Origin of the sequence: Pseudogracilibacillus sp. SO10305 (assembly GCF_037072005.1) — a bacterium.
Classification (GTDB): domain Bacteria; phylum Bacillota; class Bacilli; order Bacillales; family Amphibacillaceae; genus Pseudogracilibacillus; species Pseudogracilibacillus intestinigallinarum.
Genome location: NZ_JAXHDE010000016.1, coordinates 21,319 through 39,032, shown reverse-complemented (window position 1 = coordinate 39,032; position 17,714 = coordinate 21,319). Strand labels below are relative to the sequence as shown.

Here is a 17,714-nt window from a genome sequence, read left to right as displayed (position 1 = left end):
TAAAATAGAAAGCATTATAGGGGATGATACAATGGATGTAAATCCGAAGAAATTTTTCGGTTTTCAGTTACTTGCAGTAGGGATTATTTGGGGTGGCATGACAATTTTCTTGGATCATATTCAAGGAAATGCAAAGATTATTTATTATGTCGTTACATCATGGTTATTGTTTATTTTAGTATTATTTATCAAAAGTTTTTTCCAATCGAAGGAAAAAGCAGATGTGGTACATTTACAAGAAAAAAGAGATACTAAAAAAAGTAAATGATAAATGAGTTTTTTATTTAGACAAGCTTGTGTAAATGTCTCGTGTATACAGGCTTGTCGTAATGGAAGTACTTGATTAAAATGATCGAATGAGTTTGGGACAAAGCAAAAAAGGTAATATGATGGTATACGTGAAAAGTGAAGTATATGTTGAAGTGACACACTAACCTTTATTCCTTTTATGAAAAATTTGTCCCAGTTTCATTATTTTAGACTATTATATACACGGTAGTAACAATCACGTTATAACACTTTTTTTAAAATGAGAAATTGTAAGCGTATTCATATAACTGTCACGAAAGATTCATTATTCTGTACATGAATTGTAATAAGTTTTTCAAACAAAATCGTTTTTTTATTCTATACTAAATTAGTAAGAACGTACGATAAATTTATGACAGAAAGGATGTTTTGAGATTGGATCCTTTAATAATTGCTCGTCTACAATTTGCTTCAACTACTATTTTCCACTATTTTTTCGTTCCAGTATCAATAGGTTTAGCTTTAATTATCGCAATCATGCAAACATTGTATGTGTTTAAAGGCGATGAAATGTACAAACGTATGACGAAGTTTTGGGGAGTATTATTTTTAATTAACTTCGCAATCGGAGTCGTGACAGGTATTTTACAAGAATTCCAGTTTGGTATGAACTGGTCAAACTATTCACGATTTGTTGGGGATGTATTTGGTCCATCACTTGCAATAGAAGGACTATTAGCCTTTTTTATGGAATCAACATTTATCGGACTATGGGTGTTCGGATGGAATAGATTATCTAAAAAGGTGCATTTGCTAACTGTTTGGCTCGTATCATTAGGTTCTATTTTTTCGGCATTTTGGATTTTGACGGCAAACTCTTTCATGCAAAATCCAGTAGGGTTTGAAATGGTAGATGGACGTGCACAAATGAATGATTTTGTAGCGATTTTAACGAATCCACATTTTTGGGCACAATTTCCACATGTTTTATTAACATCATTTGCAACAGGTGCATTTTTAATTGCTGGAATTAGTGCATGGAAAATTGCGCGAAGACATGATTTAGAAATGTTTAAAAAATCATTTAATATAGCAATTACGGTCGGTGCATTTTCAGCATTTGCTATTTTATTTACAGGACACTGGCAGGCACAGTACTTAGTTCAGTCACAACCGATGAAAATGGCGGCAGCAGAAGCACTGTGGGAAAACAGTGGGGATCCCGCGCCATTTACGGTATATGCAAACATTAATACGGAAGAACGACAGAATGATTTTTCTATCGATATTCCAGTACTATTAAGTTTTCTATCTTTTAATGAATTTAGTGGTTCATTAGAGGGAATGAATGATTTACAAGCACAATATGAGGGAAAATATGGTCCTGGGGATTATATCCCACCCGTTAAAACATTATTCTGGGCGTTTCGTATAATGACTGGAGCTGGTGGGGTTATGTTGTTATTAGGATTTTACGGAATTTATTTAGCACGATTAGAAAAATTACAAAATCGTAAATTTTATTTAAAACTAATTACGTATGGGATGGCCCTACCATTTATCGCGAATACTGCTGGATGGATCTTGACAGAGATTGGTAGACAACCATGGGTCGTATATGGCATCATGCGTACAGAAGACGCTGTATCTCCTTCCGTTTCGGCTGGAGAAATGTTATTTTCGCTTCTGACATTTGTAACGCTATATACAATATTAGCGATTATTACAATTTATTTATTCGTTCGTCATATTAAAAAAGAAGATCATGATGAGAAGGAAAGAGAAGTTATGACAGACCCATTTGATCAAGAGGATGGAGGTGCTGGAGTTGTCTCTTAATGAATTTTGGTTTATCGTTATAACGATATTTTTTGTAGGATTTTTCGTGTTAGAAGGATTTGACTTTGGTGTTGGTACGATTGCCCGTTTTTTAGGCCGAAATGAACAAGAAAAGAAAGTATATTTAAATACAATTGGCCCGTTTTGGGATGCTAATGAGGTTTGGCTTATTACAGCCGGTGGGGCTATGTTTGCAGCATTCCCACATTGGTATGCAACGATGTTCAGTGGTTTTTATATTCCACTTGTCTTTATGCTTATTGCTCTCATTGTTCGAGGAGCAGCCTTTCAATTTAGGGGTGAAATACACAATGAGAAATGGAAAGCGACATGGGATTGGGGGATTTGGCTTGGAAGTTTCTTGCCACCAATTTTATGGGGTGTTGTTTTAGCGAACTTCATGGTCGGAATGCCGATTAATGGAGAGAAGGAAATGGTTGGTGGATTCATCCAATTTTTACATCCGTACGCATTGCTCGGTGGTGTCATGTTTTTATTATTAACATTGACACATGGATTACAATTTATAACGATTCGTACAACCGGTGAATTACAAGAACGAGCGAGAGCGATGGGGAGAAAAGTAGCACCATTTACAATCATTACATTCCTAGCATTTATTGTAATCGGCTATTTCGTTTCAGATGTATTTACGTATCATGGGCAAACATTTTTTGTTATCCCGTTATTAGCGTGGGTTGCATTGCTGTTTGCAAACTTATATAACAATAATAAGATGGATATTAATGCGTTTTTATTAACGTCTGTAACGATTATCTTGTTAACGGGAAGTATTTTTATCGGAATGTTTCCACGAGTCATGATTAGCTCGATTTCGGATGCATATAGTTTAACAGTATTCTCCGCTGCTTCCGGGTCATACAGTTTAAAAGTAATGACAATATTTTCTGTGGCAATATTACCTTTCGTTTTAGGGTATACTATTTGGAGTTACTACGTATTTAGAAAAAGAATTAAGTCAGATGATGAGTTGGAGTATTAATGAAAAATAAACGTCAAAAAGGGTTACCGATGTATCCGGGAGCCCTTTCTACTTATAGTCTTTTGACATGTTTTATTTTTATAGAAGTAGGATTAATTATAGCGCAAAGTATTTATTTAGCGAGAGCAATTACTTTGTTATTTCAAAAAATGCCGATAGAAGATGTGTTCATCGATATCGGCTTCTTTTTTATCGCTTTTATATTAAGGTATATTTTGACACATGTAGAAGGAATTATTGCGCAAAAACATAGTGATCAAGTCAGTACATATTTACGAGAACAGTTATTATATCAATATTTTCACCAACCAAGTACTGATGTGCAAAAAATCGGAACGGGCCATCTTGTCCAGTTATTAATGGAGGGTATTGCCCATGTGAAAACGTATGTAGAAATTATTGGGATAAGGATGATTAAAACGGTAATTGTTCCGGTGTTTATCGTTTTGTATGTGTTTTTCGTGGATCGTTCTTCCGCATATATATTAATTTTTACCGTTCCTATTATTATTATGTTTATGATTTTATTAGGACTTGCCGCGGAAAAAATGGCAGATAAACAATATGTGACATATACGAGATTGGCGAATCATTTTGTTGATTCATTAAAAGGGTTAGAAACACTTGCTTTTTTAGGGAAAAGTAAAGTACACGGAAGACGAATTGAAAAAGTAAGTAATGACTATAGAAAAACGACGATGAAAACATTACGAATTGCTTTTTTATCTTCTTTTGCATTAGATTTTTTTACGAGTTTATCTATCGCTTTTGTTGCAGTTGGGTTAGGTTTACGATTAATTGATGGAACGATATTGTTGTTACCAGCATTAACTATTTTATTGTTAGCACCTGAATATTTTTCTCCGATTAAACAAATCGGAAAAGATTTTCATGCTACATTAGATGGTCAAGTAGCGATGGCTGAAATTAATGATTGGCTTGCTAGTGAACGTAATTTAACTGCATCTACAAAACAAGTAGAGGAACGAGTGGAAACTGTGGCATTGAACAATATTGGCGTTACAATCGAGGAACGTCCAATTTTAGAAGGGATAAATGTGCGTGTTGATCGAGGTTTTGTTGCAATACTTGGGGAAAGTGGTGCAGGAAAGACGACTTTGCTTCAATTGTTAGCAGGACGTATAGATCCGACAGAAGGAGATTTCCGAGTAAACAATAGTATGTGGGATACATTACATGATGCTTCCTGGTTTGATCAAATTGCTTATATACCACAACATCCATATATATTTCCAGTTTCATTAGCAGATAATATTCGCTTTTATGAACCAGCTGCATCTGATGAACATGTGTTGGAAATAGTTCAACAGATAGGGTTACAATCTTTAGTGGATAGTTTTCCAAATGGCATTCATGAAAAAATTGGTGAAGGTGGAAGAACGATAAGTGGTGGACAAGAGCAACGAGTTGCACTTGCTAGAGCATTACTAAGTAATAAACAAATTATTTTATTAGACGAACCGACCGCACATTTAGATATCGAAACAGAATACGAAATCAAACAATTGATATTAGAACATTTTTACGACAAATTCGTATTTATAACGACACACCGTCTCCATTGGGTGAAAAATAGTACCCAAATTATTTGGGTTGATGAAGGAAAAGTCGGTGCATGTGGAGAGCATGATGCCTTATTACAACAAAATGAAGCGTATCATCTATTTTTTGACGAGCAAAGGGGCGATGGCAGTGCATGATTGGGTATCGACATATATAAAACAATTTAAGGGTAAAATGTCTTTAGCCGTTTTGTTCGGATTTTTAGGTATTGCTTCAGGTGCCATGTTATTATTTGTTTCCGGTTATTTAATTTCCAAATCATCTTTACGTCCAGAAAACATCATGCTAGTATATGTGCCGATTGTTTCTGTTCGTGCATTTAGTATTGGACAAGCTGTTTTTCCTTATTTAGAAAAACTCGTTGGCCATGATGTCGTTTTATCTATTTTAGCAAAATATCGTAAGCGACTATATGATGCTTTAGAAAAAGACGCGATTTCCTTAAGAGGCAAATATGAAACAGGAGATTTATTCCAAGTGTTATCAGAGGATATCGAACGTTTACAAGATTTTTATTTAAAAACTTTATTTCCAAGTATTATTGGATTGCTCATTTATACTATTATTATCATTGTTATCGGTGTTTTTGATATCGTGTTTATGGTTTATTTTGTATTATTGTTAGGAATTATTGTGTTTCTCATTCCGTTTATTTCGTATATGAAAATGAAACAGACATATTCAGAAGAGAGAGTAGAAAGAAATAACTATTACCGTCATGTAACCGATGCGATTTTTGGCCAGTTAGATTGGTTAATTAGTGGCAGATATAATGAGTTAGAAAAAAATATGATGCAACACCACGAAACATTATTACAGTACGAACAAAAAACGAATCGTTGGCACCATGTTCGGGATGCTGTCTTACGATTTATCGGTGGTATTTCAATAGTTGTAATGCTCATATGGACAAATAAGATAGTTGGTGAAGAGGTTATTTCTGCAACTGTACTTGCTGCATTCGTCTTAATGACCTTTTCGATTATCGATGCATTGTTGCCGTTAAGTGATGCAATGGAAGAAGTACCTATTTATAAAGAAACGATGGACCGTTTACAAACATTTGTACATGTGGAAAAAACAAATGAGGATACATCTTCCGTTATTACACCGCTTGATGGTCCATTAGGAATAGAATTACGTAATGTAATGTATCAATATGATGGTGAAAAAGAAAATACGATACATGATATAAGTGTACAAGTTTTACCAGGAGAAAAAGTAGCTCTTTTAGGTAAAAGTGGGGCAGGAAAGTCAACTTTGTTAAAAATGCTTGCAGGATTATTAAAACCGACTAAAGGGGAAATATTAGTAGGCAACGAAATGATTGACGCTTCGTTTTTGTCGAAACATATTGCCGTATTAAATCAAAAACCGCATATTTTTCATACGACGGTAGCGAACAACATCCGTATCGGTTGTGAAAATGTGACAGATGAAGAGATTGAAATGGTTTTGGAAAAAGTGCATTTAATGGATTATATTCGTACATTGCCCAAAGGAATTCATACGAATGTGGATGAGCTAGGAAAACGGTTTTCAGGAGGACAACGCCAACGAATTGCCTTTGCTCGCGTATTAGTGCAGGAAACGCCCATTATATTATTGGATGAACCGACTGTTGGATTAGATCCAAAAACGGAAAGAGATTTAATTCAAACATTTGTAGAAGCAGCAAGTGATAAAACGATGGTTTTAGTTACACACCATTTAATTGGTGCGAAGTGGATGGATCAAGTTGTTTTTTTAGAAGATGGCCAGATAAAATTAGCGGGACATCATGATCAATTATTAAAAGAAAATGACTATTACCGGGCATTGTATGCATTAGAGGAACAAATGTAACGATGGAACATATACATTTGTAAGTTGAAAAAACATAAAATTTTGCATTAGTTAAGATATGGAGAAGCTACAGAAATAAACAATAGTTTTAACTGAGAAGTTGCTATATGTATTTTTGTAGTTTTTTCTGTTTAATGCTATTTCACATAAAATCACTGATGTCTCCATCTCTTTTTGCATATGTAAAAAATACTTATATATATGAACGGAATAAAAATACTAAAACGTAATGCAGGATAACCTGCGAGATAAAGAGCGGAAGGGAAAGAACATATAATCGTTATGATTAAAAATAAGGTCGACTCTTTCACTAAGGCTAATCCAAAACTTATAATAGAAAATATAATCGATAAATAAAATAAGATAAGCATATGCAAGCCTCTTTCCTTTTCTTTTATTATACTACGAAAAATTTTAATATGGAGATTGAATGCGTATTTTATGTACGTTATACTGAATATACATACATAACATACGAAAAAATGATAGCGTTTACAAAAAAGGAGGAGAAGGATGATGAGCCATCCATACATTGAGCAGACTACATTGCAAAATTATATTAACGGAAATTGGATAAATGGAGAAAAATTTACAGATGTTATTAATCCAGCTACATTGGAAAAAATCGTGGAAGTACCTCTTTCAAGTGAGAGAGAAGTAAATGAGGCAGTAAAAGCAGCCAAATTAGCACAAAAAGAATGGGCACTTGTACCAGCACCACAAAGAGCTGAAATTCTTTATAAAGTTGGTCAATTAATGAAAGAGCGAAAAGAGAAGATTGCGACATTACTTACACTTGAAAATGGAAAAGTGTTAGAAGAAGCCCGTGGGGAAGTACAAGAAGGAATTGATATGGCTTTTTATATGGCAGGTGAAGGTAGACGATTATGCGGGCAAACAGTTAACGCAGAATTGAAAGATAAATTCGCGATGAGTGTTCGTGCGCCTATTGGGGTAGTCGGTATCATTACACCGTGGAATTTTCCGATTGCAATTGCAACATGGAAGTCGTTTCCGGCAATCATTGCTGGAAATGCAGTCATTTGGAAACCTGCAACAGAAACACCATTAATGGCAACGGAGTTAGGGAAGATATTTGAAGAAGCCGGTTTACCAAAAGGAATTATAAATATTGTGTATGGTGCAGGTGGGGAAGTAGGGGATGCAATGGTGCAACATAAAGACATTCATGTCATTTCATTCACAGGATCAAATGAAACGGGAAGCCATATTGCAAGTGAGTGTGGGCGTCAATTAAAAAAAGTTTCTTTAGAATTAGGTGGAAAAAATGCCGTTATCGTTATGGATGATGCAGACCTTGACTTGGCGGTGGAAGGAATTATTTGGAGTGCGTTTGGAACGAGTGGTCAAAGATGTACGGCATGTAGTCGTGTTATTGTCCATGAAAATGTGAAAGAAGCATTAGAGGAAAGGCTTTTAGCGAAAATGAATAAACTAACGATCGGAAATGGTTTAGAAAAAGACGTGAAGGTTGGACCGATTATTAATCAAGCTGGTTTAGAAAAAATTGCATCCTATATAGAAATAGGAAAAGAAGAAGGTGCGACATTGTTAGCTGGAGGACATCGTTTAACAGAAGCGCCATATAATAAAGGGTATTATTTTGCCCCAACATTGTTTACGAATGTAACGAGTGAGATGCGTATTGCACAGGAAGAAATTTTTGGTCCAGTCGTATCTTTCATCCCGGTAGCGTCTTTTGAAGAAGCGATTACAGTAAACAACAGTGTGGCATACGGATTATCTAGTGCCATTTTTACAAATGATGTGAATCGTGTGTTCCAAGCACAACGAGATTTAGATACCGGGATTGTTTATATCAACGCTGGAACAACGGGAGCAGAAATTCATTTACCATTCGGAGGAACGAAAGGAACAGGGAATGGCCATCGAGATTCAGGTGTGCAAGCACTTGATGTATTTACAGAATGGAAAGCAATTTATGTTGATTATAGTGGGAAATTGCAACGTGCTCAAATTGATGTAGATTAATCGCTGAAAATAGGGGGGATTTTATGAAAATAGGTATTTTAGGCGCTGGATTTATGGGAAAAGAAGCTGCAATGGATGCATTAAATAGTGAAGGTGTAGAAATGGTTGGCCTGGCAGATGTTGAGATGGATCATGTGTATGAACTTGTAGAATTGGCACAATCAGAAAAGCTATTTCCGTTTGAGGTCGATGCAACACATACAGAGGAACTAGAAAACTTCATGCAGCAATTTGATGTCGTTATTAATGCGTTGTTTTATAGTTTTAATGAAACAGTTGCAAAGGTAGGAATCGATGTAGGTACACATGTCATTGACCTAGGAGGGCATATTGGTGATGTGACAGATAATGTATTACGCCTAAATGATGAAGCAGTAGAAAAAGGGATTACGATTATTCCAGATTTAGGTGTAGCACCTGGTATGATTAATATTTTAACTGGCTATGGTGCTTCCAAGTTAGAGGAAGTAGAAATGATTAAACTATATGTTGGTGGGATTCCATTACGACCTGAAGCACCTTTAGGTTATCATCATGTTTTTTCCATGGAAGGTTTGTTAGATCATTATACAGATCCCTCCACTATTATTCGCAATGGAAAAAGAGAAGATGTTTTATCTTTATCTGAACCGGAAGAAATTTATTTTGAAAAGTTTGGTCCACTTGAAGCATTTCATACTTCAGGAGGTACGTCCACCTTATTAGATAGTTTTTCTGACGTGCATACATTAGAATATAAAACGATTCGCTATCCTGGTCATCGGGAAAAATTTCAATTATTTGTTGATTTACAAATGACAGACCGGTATTTGTTTGTCGAATTAGAAGATGATCAATATGTAAAACCGCGAGAAGTTTTGTTAAAAGTATTAGAACCGTTTGTCGATCCAACAGATAAAGAAGATGTTGTGTTATTGAAGGCGTATATAAGTGGAAAAAAAGCGGATGTAGATACATTATTATCTTATGAATTGATTACGTATTATGATAAAGCACGAGAACGAACAGCAATGTCACAAGTGACAGGTGCAACGGTTTCGATTGTTGCACAATTAATTGCCAGTGGAACAATTACAGAACGTGGTGTTGTTCCGCCAGAAAAGATTGTCCCTGGTAAACAATATATCGCCGCACTAAAAGAACGAGGTATCCATATAAAAGAACATAGAATGACATTTTAAAAGAATATTTATGGTGGAAACGAATCGGTTATAAGGTGGAGACAGGCTTGAAAGATACAATTCAGTACTCAGTGGATAGAAACATTAACATAAAAGTATATGTTTCTATCGTAACATTCAATGGTTACTTGTGTATTTTAAGCCTGTCTTTTTTGTGCATTTTATATAAAGCTTTATCTGAAAATCATGTTGCAATCATATTTATTGATTATGTTTCCAAGCAGGGAGCATTTTATTTAATGGTTTATCCTGACGATATCCAAGCACATATTCCGCTTGCATAATTGTATGAATTTCACGCGTTCCCTCATATATTACCGGTGCCTTTGAATTCCGTAAATATCGTTCGACAGGATATTCGTCTGAAAAACCGTATGCTCCATGAATTTGTACGGCATCGTCTGCCGCTTTATTCGCAAAATCACATGCCTGCCATTTAGCGAGAGATGTTTCTCGAGTATTTCTTTTACCTGCATTTTTTAATGCACCTGCTCGGTAAACGAGTAATCGACTCATTTGTAACCCAGCTTCCATATTGGCAATCATTTGCTGTACAAGTTGATGTTCACCTATCGGTTTTCCAAATGTTTTTCTTTCGTTGCAATAGGTGATTGAGGATTCTAAACAAGCCATGATTGTTCCAACAGCACCAGCTGCAACAGTGAAACGTCCATTATCAAGCGCAGACATTGCTATTTTGAATCCCTCTCCTTCTTGACCGAGTAAATTTTTCTTCGGTATTTTCACGTCATCAAAAAAAATTTCTCCTGTATTTCCAGCACGTATACCTAATTTACCTTTAATTGGCTTTGAAGAAAAACCTGGAAAATCTCTTTCCACGATGAATGCAGAAATGCCGTGATGTTTTTTTTCTTTCTTCGTATAGGCAAAAACGATAAAATGATCTGCAATATCAGATAAGGAAATCCAAGTTTTTTGTCCATTTAAAATATAGTAGTCACCATCAGTATAAGCTGTCGCCTCCATTGCAACGACATCAGAACCAGCATTTGGCTCTGTTAAACCAAATGCACCAATCTTTTCCCCTTTTGCTTGAGGAACTAAATATTGTTGTTTTTGTGCTTCATTTCCCCATTGTAGTAATGTCATGCTATTTAATCCGGTATGTACCGATACGGCTGTTCGAAATGCATTATCTCCACGTTCTAATTCTTCACAGACGATTGCTAGTGCATTATAATCCATTCCACTTCCTCCATATGCCTCTGGTATACAAACACCCATAAAGCCACTCTTTGCCAATTCATGCATAACTGACGGATCAAATGCCCCTTCACGATCCCATTTTGCTATATAAGGCATAATTTTTTCATCAACAAATTGACGTGTAGTTTTACGTAATAAAGTTTGTTCATCAGAAAAATCGAAATGCATCATACATACTCCTCTCCAAAAATCTACTAAAGAAAAAGCCAGTTCTAGCTAACTTATTCATCAAGTTAATCTAAAACTGGCCACATACTCTTTAAACACATGAAAGAGTTAGGGAGATTGATTATTAACTATATATTACAATATTCAGATAATTTTGTAAATAGGTTTTGTTATAAATGAGCAATAAAGATGTAACAATAGAGCTAATTTAAAAAGTTGTCAATACAATATTTGTGGTAAAGACATCCATTTTATTAAATATTATCCAAGAAGTAGAATCACAAAAAAGCACTATGTAAAGGTTTATAAAGTTGCTTTATGTACTGGAAAAATACGGTCGTAATATAACAAAAAATAAATGCTATGATAAATGCACAAACGAAAAGGAGTGGAAAGAATGAGTAAGAGATTTTTTATAACAATGTTTGCAATTGCGTGTGTATGGGTGGGAGCAGGTGATCACGTTTTTGCATCCGCAACAATGCCTGTTGATGAACAAAATGATGCACAACAGCCATCAACTGAGCAAGATAGTTCTTCATTTGATCATTGGTGGAATCAGTGGTTTCCAAATCAAACTGAACAAGAGGTAGAGCAAGTTCCAGGAGAAGAAGAACCACCTACTGAAGAAGTTAGTGATCAAGAAATTAGTGCTTTCGAACAGGAAGTATTAACATTAACGAATGTAGAACGTGAAAAAAATGGTTTAGCCCCGTTACAACTTGATGTGAAATTAAGTGAAGTTGCTCGTGAAAAATCAAATGATATGGCGAAAAATGGATACTTTGATCACCAAAGCCCAACATATGGTTCGCCGTTTGATATGATGAAACAGTTTGGTATTACATATCGAACAGCGGGTGAAAATATTGCAATGGGTCAACGTACACCGGCAGAAGTTGTCGATGCTTGGATGAATAGTGAAGGACACCGTGCAAATATTTTAAACAAAGATTATACACATATCGGAATTGGGTATATTGAAAATGGAAACTATTGGACACAACAGTTTATCGGAAAATAATAAATAAGTAGAGACTGGATTGAAACGAAATTCTTATAAATAAAGAACTAACTCATTGAAATGAAAAAGGTAATTTCAGTAAATTAATTTTTACTGGAGTTACCTTTTTATTTTATTTAATCAAGTATATAGCTCCATTAATCTACTGCGCATTCCACGGGTTGGCCTCAACTAATAGAGAAGGAAGAGCACTTTCTCTATTGGTTTCGGACACGGCTTGCCTGGGGTGCTCCTTTCATTTCAGCGAAATTGGAATGAAAACTGGTCCTGCTTATCATTAGAAACTAGTTATATTCAAGCCTCTTTTTCATTAAAATGATGGAAAGAAATAGTTTTATGAAGCATATTAATAGATGTATGATCTCCAAAGAAGTTGTGATTAAAATTATGTTGTTAAATTTCTTTTTCTAATTGCATTATATTTGCGACAATTACATTTACATTTTACGTGAAATTAATTGTACTTACTTTAGCTTTCATGTACGATTTTTAATAGAGTAAAATTTAAGGAAGGAAGTTCGCATATGAATAAAAAACGTTGGATTGCCTTAATTGTTGTAGTGTCGTTATTCATCGTCTCTATTGGTGTTCAATTTAATACTTCTATTGTCCGGATATCACAAAATGATTTATTTTCGATGAGTGATCCTACATATGATGAAGTAATAATAGAAGATGGGGATTGGGATGAAAGAATTGCTGTGTTACAACTAAACGGTGTAATTATGGAAGATGTTGTTCCCCCACATATTGGACAAGGATATAGCCATTATCGTATGTTAAAAACAATTGAATTAGCAGCAGAAGATGATAGTATAAAAGCCGTCTTATTGCAAATCGATTCTCCAGGTGGAGCAGTAGGACCGACAGCAGAAATTCATGAAAGTTTACTTGCATTGCAAGAGGAATATGATAAACCATTTTACGTAACGATGGGGGAAACCGCTGCTTCTGGAGGATATTATGCGGCAGCACCGGCTGATAAAGTTTTCGCAACACCTAGTACGATTACAGGTTCGATTGGTGTCATTATGGAATCAATGAACTATGCTGGTTTAGCAGAGAAATATGGCATAACATTCAACACGATCAAAAGTGGAAAACATAAAGATATTATGTCGCCTTCAAGAGAAATGACGAAGGAAGAGGAAGAGATTTTACAATCGATGATTGATGAAATGTATGATGAATTCGTCCAAGTTATTGTCGATGGACGTCAAATGACAGAGAAAAAAGTGCGTGAAATTGGAGATGGGCGAGTATATACAGGAAACCAAGCTAAAAAAGTTGGACTAGTGGATGAAGTAGGTACATTTAATGATGCATTGGAAGATTTACAGAAAACGTACGGGTTAGAAAATGCACAAGTAATTCAATATAACCAGAAAGCAAATATGTTTTCCTATTTTGTAATGGAAGCTAAAAATAAGTTGCAACAAACAGATAGTGAGATAGAGACAGTTATGCATTTAATTCGTCAATCAGATAAACCACAAGCAATGTATTTATATTAATAGAAAGGAATATGGATATGACAACATATGAGTCGTTCATGAAAGAGGATGTGGAAGGAACAAACGAATTAAAAGAGGGCGATATGCAGTTTGCAGGATTTTGGTTGCGGTTTTGGGCATATTTAGTCGATATTATTGTTATTATTAGTTTACAAGGTATTATCGTAGATTCACTTTTACCCATAAACATCCAAGAGAAATCATTGTTTCCTTTATGGTCTGTTTCTGTTATTGTTTCTACTATTATTTATTATGCATATTTTGTTTGTATGACGAAGTTTTTTCAGGCGACATTAGGAAAAATGGTTTTCGGTTTAAAAGTAGTTCGAAAAGATGGTGCTACAATCAAGTGGATAGATTTATTATTCCGCGAAGTTGTAGGGCGATTTATTTATAATATTACGTTCGGCTTTAAATTATTATATTTGATTGTAGCATTTACAAAAGAAAAAACAGGGATTCATGATATGATAGGTCATACAAGGGTAATTCTTATTCGACCATGAAAGGAGCATCAGCACATATGTGTGGACGTTATACAATTTTGCAAGATAAGCAAACCATTATAGATCGATTCCAAATTGGAACAGATATTGCAAATTTTGAAATGAGTTATAATGTAGCACCAGGTCAAAATGTGCTAGCTGTCATCCATGATGGCACAAAAAGACGGGCAGGATATTTGAAATGGGGTTTAGTTCCGTCTTGGTCAAAAGATAAAAAAATCGGCTCGAAAATGATTAATGCTCGAAGTGAAACAGCACATCAAAAGCCGAGTTTTAAACAACTTATGGCGAGGAAACGTTGTATTGTTATTGCAGATAGTTTCTATGAGTGGCAACGAACAGACATGGAAAGAATTCCGAAACGTATTCAAGTAGATGGGACACATTTATTTAGTTTTGCAGCGCTATGGGATAAGTGGGAAGATGAAAATGGTCCTTTGTTTACGTGCACGCTTCTTACAAAGGAAGCAAATGAATCCATTCGTTCCGTTCATCACCGAATGCCGATTATTTTATCGGAAGAAGCGGAAGATGTTTGGTTAAAAGATAGTTTCCGTAATGCGGCAGAAGCAAAGCAATTTTTAGATGAAGTAGACGATGTTCATTTTCATTATTATACTGTAAGCGATGTGGTAAATAACGTGAAACATAATGAAAAAGCATGTATTGAACCTATTTCATAAACATTGTACAATATAAAAAAATAGTATATTGGAGGGATCATATGGTACGTGTATTATTCGTGTGTTTAGGAAATATTTGTAGATCCCCAATGGCGGAAGCGGTTTTTCGTCATAAAGTAAAGGAAGCAGGATTGGAAAATAAGATTGAAGTAGATTCTGCTGGGACAGCCAGTTGGCATACAGGTAAACAGCCACATCATGGTACAAGGGGAAAATTAGATACGTTAGAAATTTCATATGATGGTATGCGAGCAAGGCAAGTAAATGAAAAAGATTTCGAGACATTTGATTATGTATTAGCAATGGATGAACAAAATATATTAGATATAGAAGATATTTATTCATTTGATAAAAAGAAGCTTCATTTTGGCAAATTAATGGATATTGTAGAAAATCCAAAGGAAGTCAATGTACCAGACCCATATTTTACAGGGAATTTTGATTATACATATGAATTAGTAAGTGAAGCATGTGATGCTTTATTAAAAAAAATTAAAACAGAACATAAAATAAATGGTTAGGAGACAGGAAAATGGGGAAAAGAAAACTATTAACAGGAATTATTGCAGGAGCGGCAATTGGTGGAGTCGTTAGTTTATTTAATAAGGAAACACGTGCATATGCAAAGGACGGTCTCGTACAATTGAAAGATAATGTAACAGACTGTATTGCAAACCCATCGGAAGTGATTGACCAAATGAAAGATACAGTGCAATCTGTATCATCTTTTGTAGAAAATAATGTAGACGGTGCGGTCAACACATTGGAACAAGTCGAATCAACTGTAAATAGATTTTTAAAATAAAATGATGTTGTTTTGTAAATGGGAGAGAGGGAAAAAATATGCAAAAAATCATTCGATTTTCAAAGGAAATGACACGTCGAATAGGTGAGGCAGACGTGATGGGCCTATCTGCACAATTGGCATACTTTTTCCTTTTATCTTTATTTCCGTTTTTACTATTCTTAGTAACATTATTAGGTTTTTTGCCAATTCAAGTAGATGAATTTTTAGATAGTATCGGTACATACTTGCCTGAAGAAGTAGTCGTGATGATTGAATCGAACTTAACGAATCTAGTAAATACGAGAAGTGGTGGATTGTTATCTGTTAGTATACTAGGTACAATTTGGTCTGCATCTAATGCATTTAATGCTATTGCAAAATCATTTAACAAAGCATATCAAATTGAGGAAGAACGTTCCTTCATAAAAAATCGTTTAGTAGCATTTGTTTTAATGTTTGTTCTTATTATAGTTGTTGCAGTTGCATTATTGCTATCGGTTTTTGGTAAATTAATTGGAGAAAAGTTATTCGGTTTAATCGGATTACATAGTTTGGCAGATATATGGGATCTCGTCCGTCTTTCAGCGAGTTCTTTAACATTCTTTGTCGCATTCGTTATTTTGTATAAATTCGCACCAAATAGAAAGATTAAAGTGACGTATGTTGTATGGGGCGCATTATTTACGACAATTTTATGGCAAATTGCATCTTTAGGCTTTTCGTTTTATGTCAATACATTAGGAAACTATTCAGCGACATATGGAAGTTTAGGAACAGTCATTATATTAATGATTTGGTTTTATTTATCAGGAATTATCATTAATACTGGTGGAGTATTAAATGCTTATATTTTAGATATGAAAGAAAATAAATATGAAGTGAAATAGACTTTGTGGTCATGTATGATTTAACTATGTGAAAGGCGCCATTTTTAGGAGATCAATCTCCTGAAAATGGCGCCTTTTTTGCTGCTATATCATATTTTGTCAAAGTGACTAAACAACCTAAAGTAATAAAAGTAAAAATAAATATCATTTTATTTTTCGAGATGATGAAATCTTTATTATCATTGTTGTGAAAGTAATTGAGAATTCGAATGTATATATAATAAAGGGTAAATATTAAAAAAATCGAAGTTATTTATATTGATTTTAATTTAGAATTGATTATAATAAGTAATTGTGGATGCATAAAAATTAATTTTTATAAGAGTTTTCATGTTTGAAAAATGTGTTCATATTCGTTTCATTCTTAATTGAGAAATTGATCTTGTAAATGAGATTCAATAAGTATGGAAATGATGGATGAGAGTACATAAAAAGACATGTATAACTGTTTTATATATGGAACATACTATATAAAAGACAAGAAATTGAACGATATGTGACAAATTACACAAACTCTTGACAAACGCATCGAAAAGGTAGAGAATAAATATAAGATTAGAATTATTATTGATAAGCAATAGATTGATCAATAATATTCAATATATACTTAGGAGGAATTTTTCATGTCATTAATTGGTAAGAAAATCGAAGAATTTAACGCAGAGGCATATAACCCAGCAAACGGAGAGTTTATCTCAGTATCAGATCAAGATTTACAAGGAAAGTGGAGTATCGTATGTTTTTACCCAGCTGACTTCACATTCGTATGTCCAACAGAATTAGAAGACTTACAAAATCAATATGCAGAATTAAAAGAATTAGGAGTAGAGGTTTACTCTGTATCAACAGATACACACTTTACACATAAAGCATGGCACGATCACTCAGATGCAATTAGCAAAATTGAGTATATTATGATCGGTGACCCTTCACAAAAAATTTCACGTAACTTTGACGTGTTAGATGAAGATGCAGGTCTTGCACAACGTGGAACATTCATCATCGATCCAGATGGTGTTGTACAAGCTGCTGAAATTAACGCAGATGGAATCGGACGTGACGCAAGTACTTTAGTTTCTAAAATTAAAGCAGCTCAATACGTACGTAATAACCCAGGCGAAGTTTGCCCAGCTAAATGGGAAGAAGGCGCTGAAACATTAAAGCCTAGCTTAGACTTAGTAGGAAAAATTTAAGGAGTGCTTTA

The 17,714-nt window shown here is 34.6% G+C and carries 15 protein-coding genes and 1 pseudogene; 15 read left to right on the top strand and 1 reads right to left on the bottom strand.

What is annotated here, in order from left to right; translation table 11 throughout:
• Positions 1–31 precede the first annotated feature (31 nt).
• From SPD45_RS12010 to SPD45_RS11980, 7 genes are all read left to right on the top strand, one after another.
• Complete coding sequence (locus SPD45_RS12010; protein WP_336268007.1) at positions 32–268, top strand: hypothetical protein; 237 nt, start codon at positions 32–34, stop codon at positions 266–268.
• A gap of 416 nt (positions 269–684) precedes the next feature.
• Positions 685–2,088, top strand: a complete 1,404-nt coding sequence (locus SPD45_RS12005) for a cytochrome ubiquinol oxidase subunit I (protein ID WP_336268006.1) — start codon at positions 685–687, stop codon at positions 2,086–2,088.
• The gene (cydB, locus tag SPD45_RS12000; protein WP_336268051.1) at positions 2,063–3,091 is read left to right on the top strand and encodes a cytochrome d ubiquinol oxidase subunit II; all 1,029 of its coding nucleotides are present in this window, start codon (positions 2,063–2,065) and stop codon (positions 3,089–3,091) included. Before SPD45_RS12005 ends, cydB begins: the two co-directional genes overlap by 26 nt.
• On the top strand, positions 3,091–4,812 hold the full coding sequence (gene cydD / locus SPD45_RS11995; RefSeq protein WP_336268005.1) for a thiol reductant ABC exporter subunit CydD: 1,722 nt from the start codon (positions 3,091–3,093) through the stop codon (positions 4,810–4,812). The genes cydB and cydD overlap by 1 nt, the downstream gene beginning before the upstream one ends.
• A complete protein-coding gene (cydC, locus tag SPD45_RS11990; RefSeq protein WP_442962027.1) occupies positions 4,742–6,520 on the top strand; it encodes a thiol reductant ABC exporter subunit CydC in 1,779 nt (592 codons plus the stop codon). The genes cydD and cydC overlap by 71 nt, the downstream gene beginning before the upstream one ends.
• Before the next feature lie 516 nt (positions 6,521–7,036).
• Positions 7,037–8,533, top strand: coding sequence for an aldehyde dehydrogenase family protein (locus SPD45_RS11985; RefSeq protein ID WP_336268004.1), 1,497 nt, complete (start codon positions 7,037–7,039; stop codon positions 8,531–8,533).
• Positions 8,534–8,556: 23 nt separating this feature from the next.
• Positions 8,557–9,714, top strand: a complete 1,158-nt coding sequence (locus SPD45_RS11980; protein WP_336268003.1) for a saccharopine dehydrogenase C-terminal domain-containing protein — start codon at positions 8,557–8,559, stop codon at positions 9,712–9,714.
• A gap of 201 nt (positions 9,715–9,915) precedes the next feature.
• On the opposite strand, the gene SPD45_RS11975 is transcribed toward SPD45_RS11980, so the two are convergent.
• Positions 9,916–11,109, bottom strand: a complete 1,194-nt coding sequence (locus SPD45_RS11975) for an acyl-CoA dehydrogenase family protein (protein WP_336268049.1) — start codon at positions 11,107–11,109, stop codon at positions 9,916–9,918.
• A gap of 493 nt (positions 11,110–11,602) precedes the next feature.
• Here SPD45_RS11975 and SPD45_RS11970 point away from each other — a divergent pair.
• From SPD45_RS11970 to ahpC, 8 genes and pseudogenes are all read left to right on the top strand, one after another.
• A pseudogene (locus SPD45_RS11970) lies at positions 11,603–12,133 on the top strand (CAP domain-containing protein); the annotation flags it as partial.
• A gap of 524 nt (positions 12,134–12,657) precedes the next feature.
• A complete protein-coding gene (gene sppA / locus SPD45_RS11965; RefSeq protein WP_336268002.1) occupies positions 12,658–13,647 on the top strand; it encodes a signal peptide peptidase SppA in 990 nt (329 codons plus the stop codon).
• 17 nt (positions 13,648–13,664) lie between these two features.
• Positions 13,665–14,153: an RDD family protein gene (locus tag SPD45_RS11960; RefSeq protein ID WP_336268001.1), complete on the top strand. Its 489-nt coding sequence runs from the start codon at positions 13,665–13,667 to the stop codon at positions 14,151–14,153.
• Positions 14,154–14,170: 17 nt separating this feature from the next.
• Entirely contained in the window at positions 14,171–14,836 is a 666-nt protein-coding gene (locus SPD45_RS11955; RefSeq protein WP_336268000.1) for an SOS response-associated peptidase, read from the top strand.
• A gap of 41 nt (positions 14,837–14,877) precedes the next feature.
• The gene (locus SPD45_RS11950; protein ID WP_336267999.1) at positions 14,878–15,357 is read left to right on the top strand and encodes a low molecular weight protein-tyrosine-phosphatase; all 480 of its coding nucleotides are present in this window, start codon (positions 14,878–14,880) and stop codon (positions 15,355–15,357) included.
• Positions 15,358–15,368: 11 nt separating this feature from the next.
• On the top strand, positions 15,369–15,641 hold the full coding sequence (locus SPD45_RS11945) for a YtxH domain-containing protein (RefSeq protein ID WP_336267998.1): 273 nt from the start codon (positions 15,369–15,371) through the stop codon (positions 15,639–15,641).
• Positions 15,642–15,679: 38 nt separating this feature from the next.
• Positions 15,680–16,510 carry a YihY/virulence factor BrkB family protein gene (locus SPD45_RS11940; protein WP_336267997.1) on the top strand — a complete coding sequence of 277 codons (831 nt, stop codon included), beginning with the start codon at positions 15,680–15,682 and terminating at the stop codon, positions 16,508–16,510.
• A 623-nt stretch (positions 16,511–17,133) separates the two neighbouring features.
• A complete protein-coding gene (gene ahpC / locus SPD45_RS11935; RefSeq protein ID WP_336267996.1) occupies positions 17,134–17,703 on the top strand; it encodes an alkyl hydroperoxide reductase subunit C in 570 nt (189 codons plus the stop codon).
• Positions 17,704–17,714: the final 11 nt, after the last annotated feature.

Bases quoted from the DNA above. Each gene is read 5' to 3' on its own strand.
- SPD45_RS12010 (WP_336268007.1), top strand. From the start codon at position 32: ATGGATGTAAATCCGAAGAAATTTTTCGGTTTTCAGTTACTTGCAGTA.
- cydB (WP_336268051.1), top strand. From the start codon at position 2,063: ATGGAGGTGCTGGAGTTGTCTCTTAATGAATTTTGGTTTATCGTTATA.
- cydD (WP_336268005.1), top strand. From the start codon at position 3,091: ATGAAAAATAAACGTCAAAAAGGGTTACCGATGTATCCGGGAGCCCTT.
- cydC (WP_442962027.1), top strand. From the start codon at position 4,742: ATGCCTTATTACAACAAAATGAAGCGTATCATCTATTTTTTGACGAGC.
- SPD45_RS11985 (WP_336268004.1), top strand. From the start codon at position 7,037: ATGAGCCATCCATACATTGAGCAGACTACATTGCAAAATTATATTAAC.
- SPD45_RS11980 (WP_336268003.1), top strand. From the start codon at position 8,557: ATGAAAATAGGTATTTTAGGCGCTGGATTTATGGGAAAAGAAGCTGCA.
- SPD45_RS11975 (WP_336268049.1), bottom strand. From the start codon at position 11,109: ATGCATTTCGATTTTTCTGATGAACAAACTTTATTACGTAAAACTACA.
- sppA (WP_336268002.1), top strand. From the start codon at position 12,658: ATGAATAAAAAACGTTGGATTGCCTTAATTGTTGTAGTGTCGTTATTC.
- SPD45_RS11960 (WP_336268001.1), top strand. From the start codon at position 13,665: ATGACAACATATGAGTCGTTCATGAAAGAGGATGTGGAAGGAACAAAC.
- SPD45_RS11955 (WP_336268000.1), top strand. From the start codon at position 14,171: ATGTGTGGACGTTATACAATTTTGCAAGATAAGCAAACCATTATAGAT.
- SPD45_RS11950 (WP_336267999.1), top strand. From the start codon at position 14,878: ATGGTACGTGTATTATTCGTGTGTTTAGGAAATATTTGTAGATCCCCA.
- SPD45_RS11945 (WP_336267998.1), top strand. From the start codon at position 15,369: ATGGGGAAAAGAAAACTATTAACAGGAATTATTGCAGGAGCGGCAATT.
- SPD45_RS11940 (WP_336267997.1), top strand. From the start codon at position 15,680: ATGCAAAAAATCATTCGATTTTCAAAGGAAATGACACGTCGAATAGGT.
- ahpC (WP_336267996.1), top strand. From the start codon at position 17,134: ATGTCATTAATTGGTAAGAAAATCGAAGAATTTAACGCAGAGGCATAT.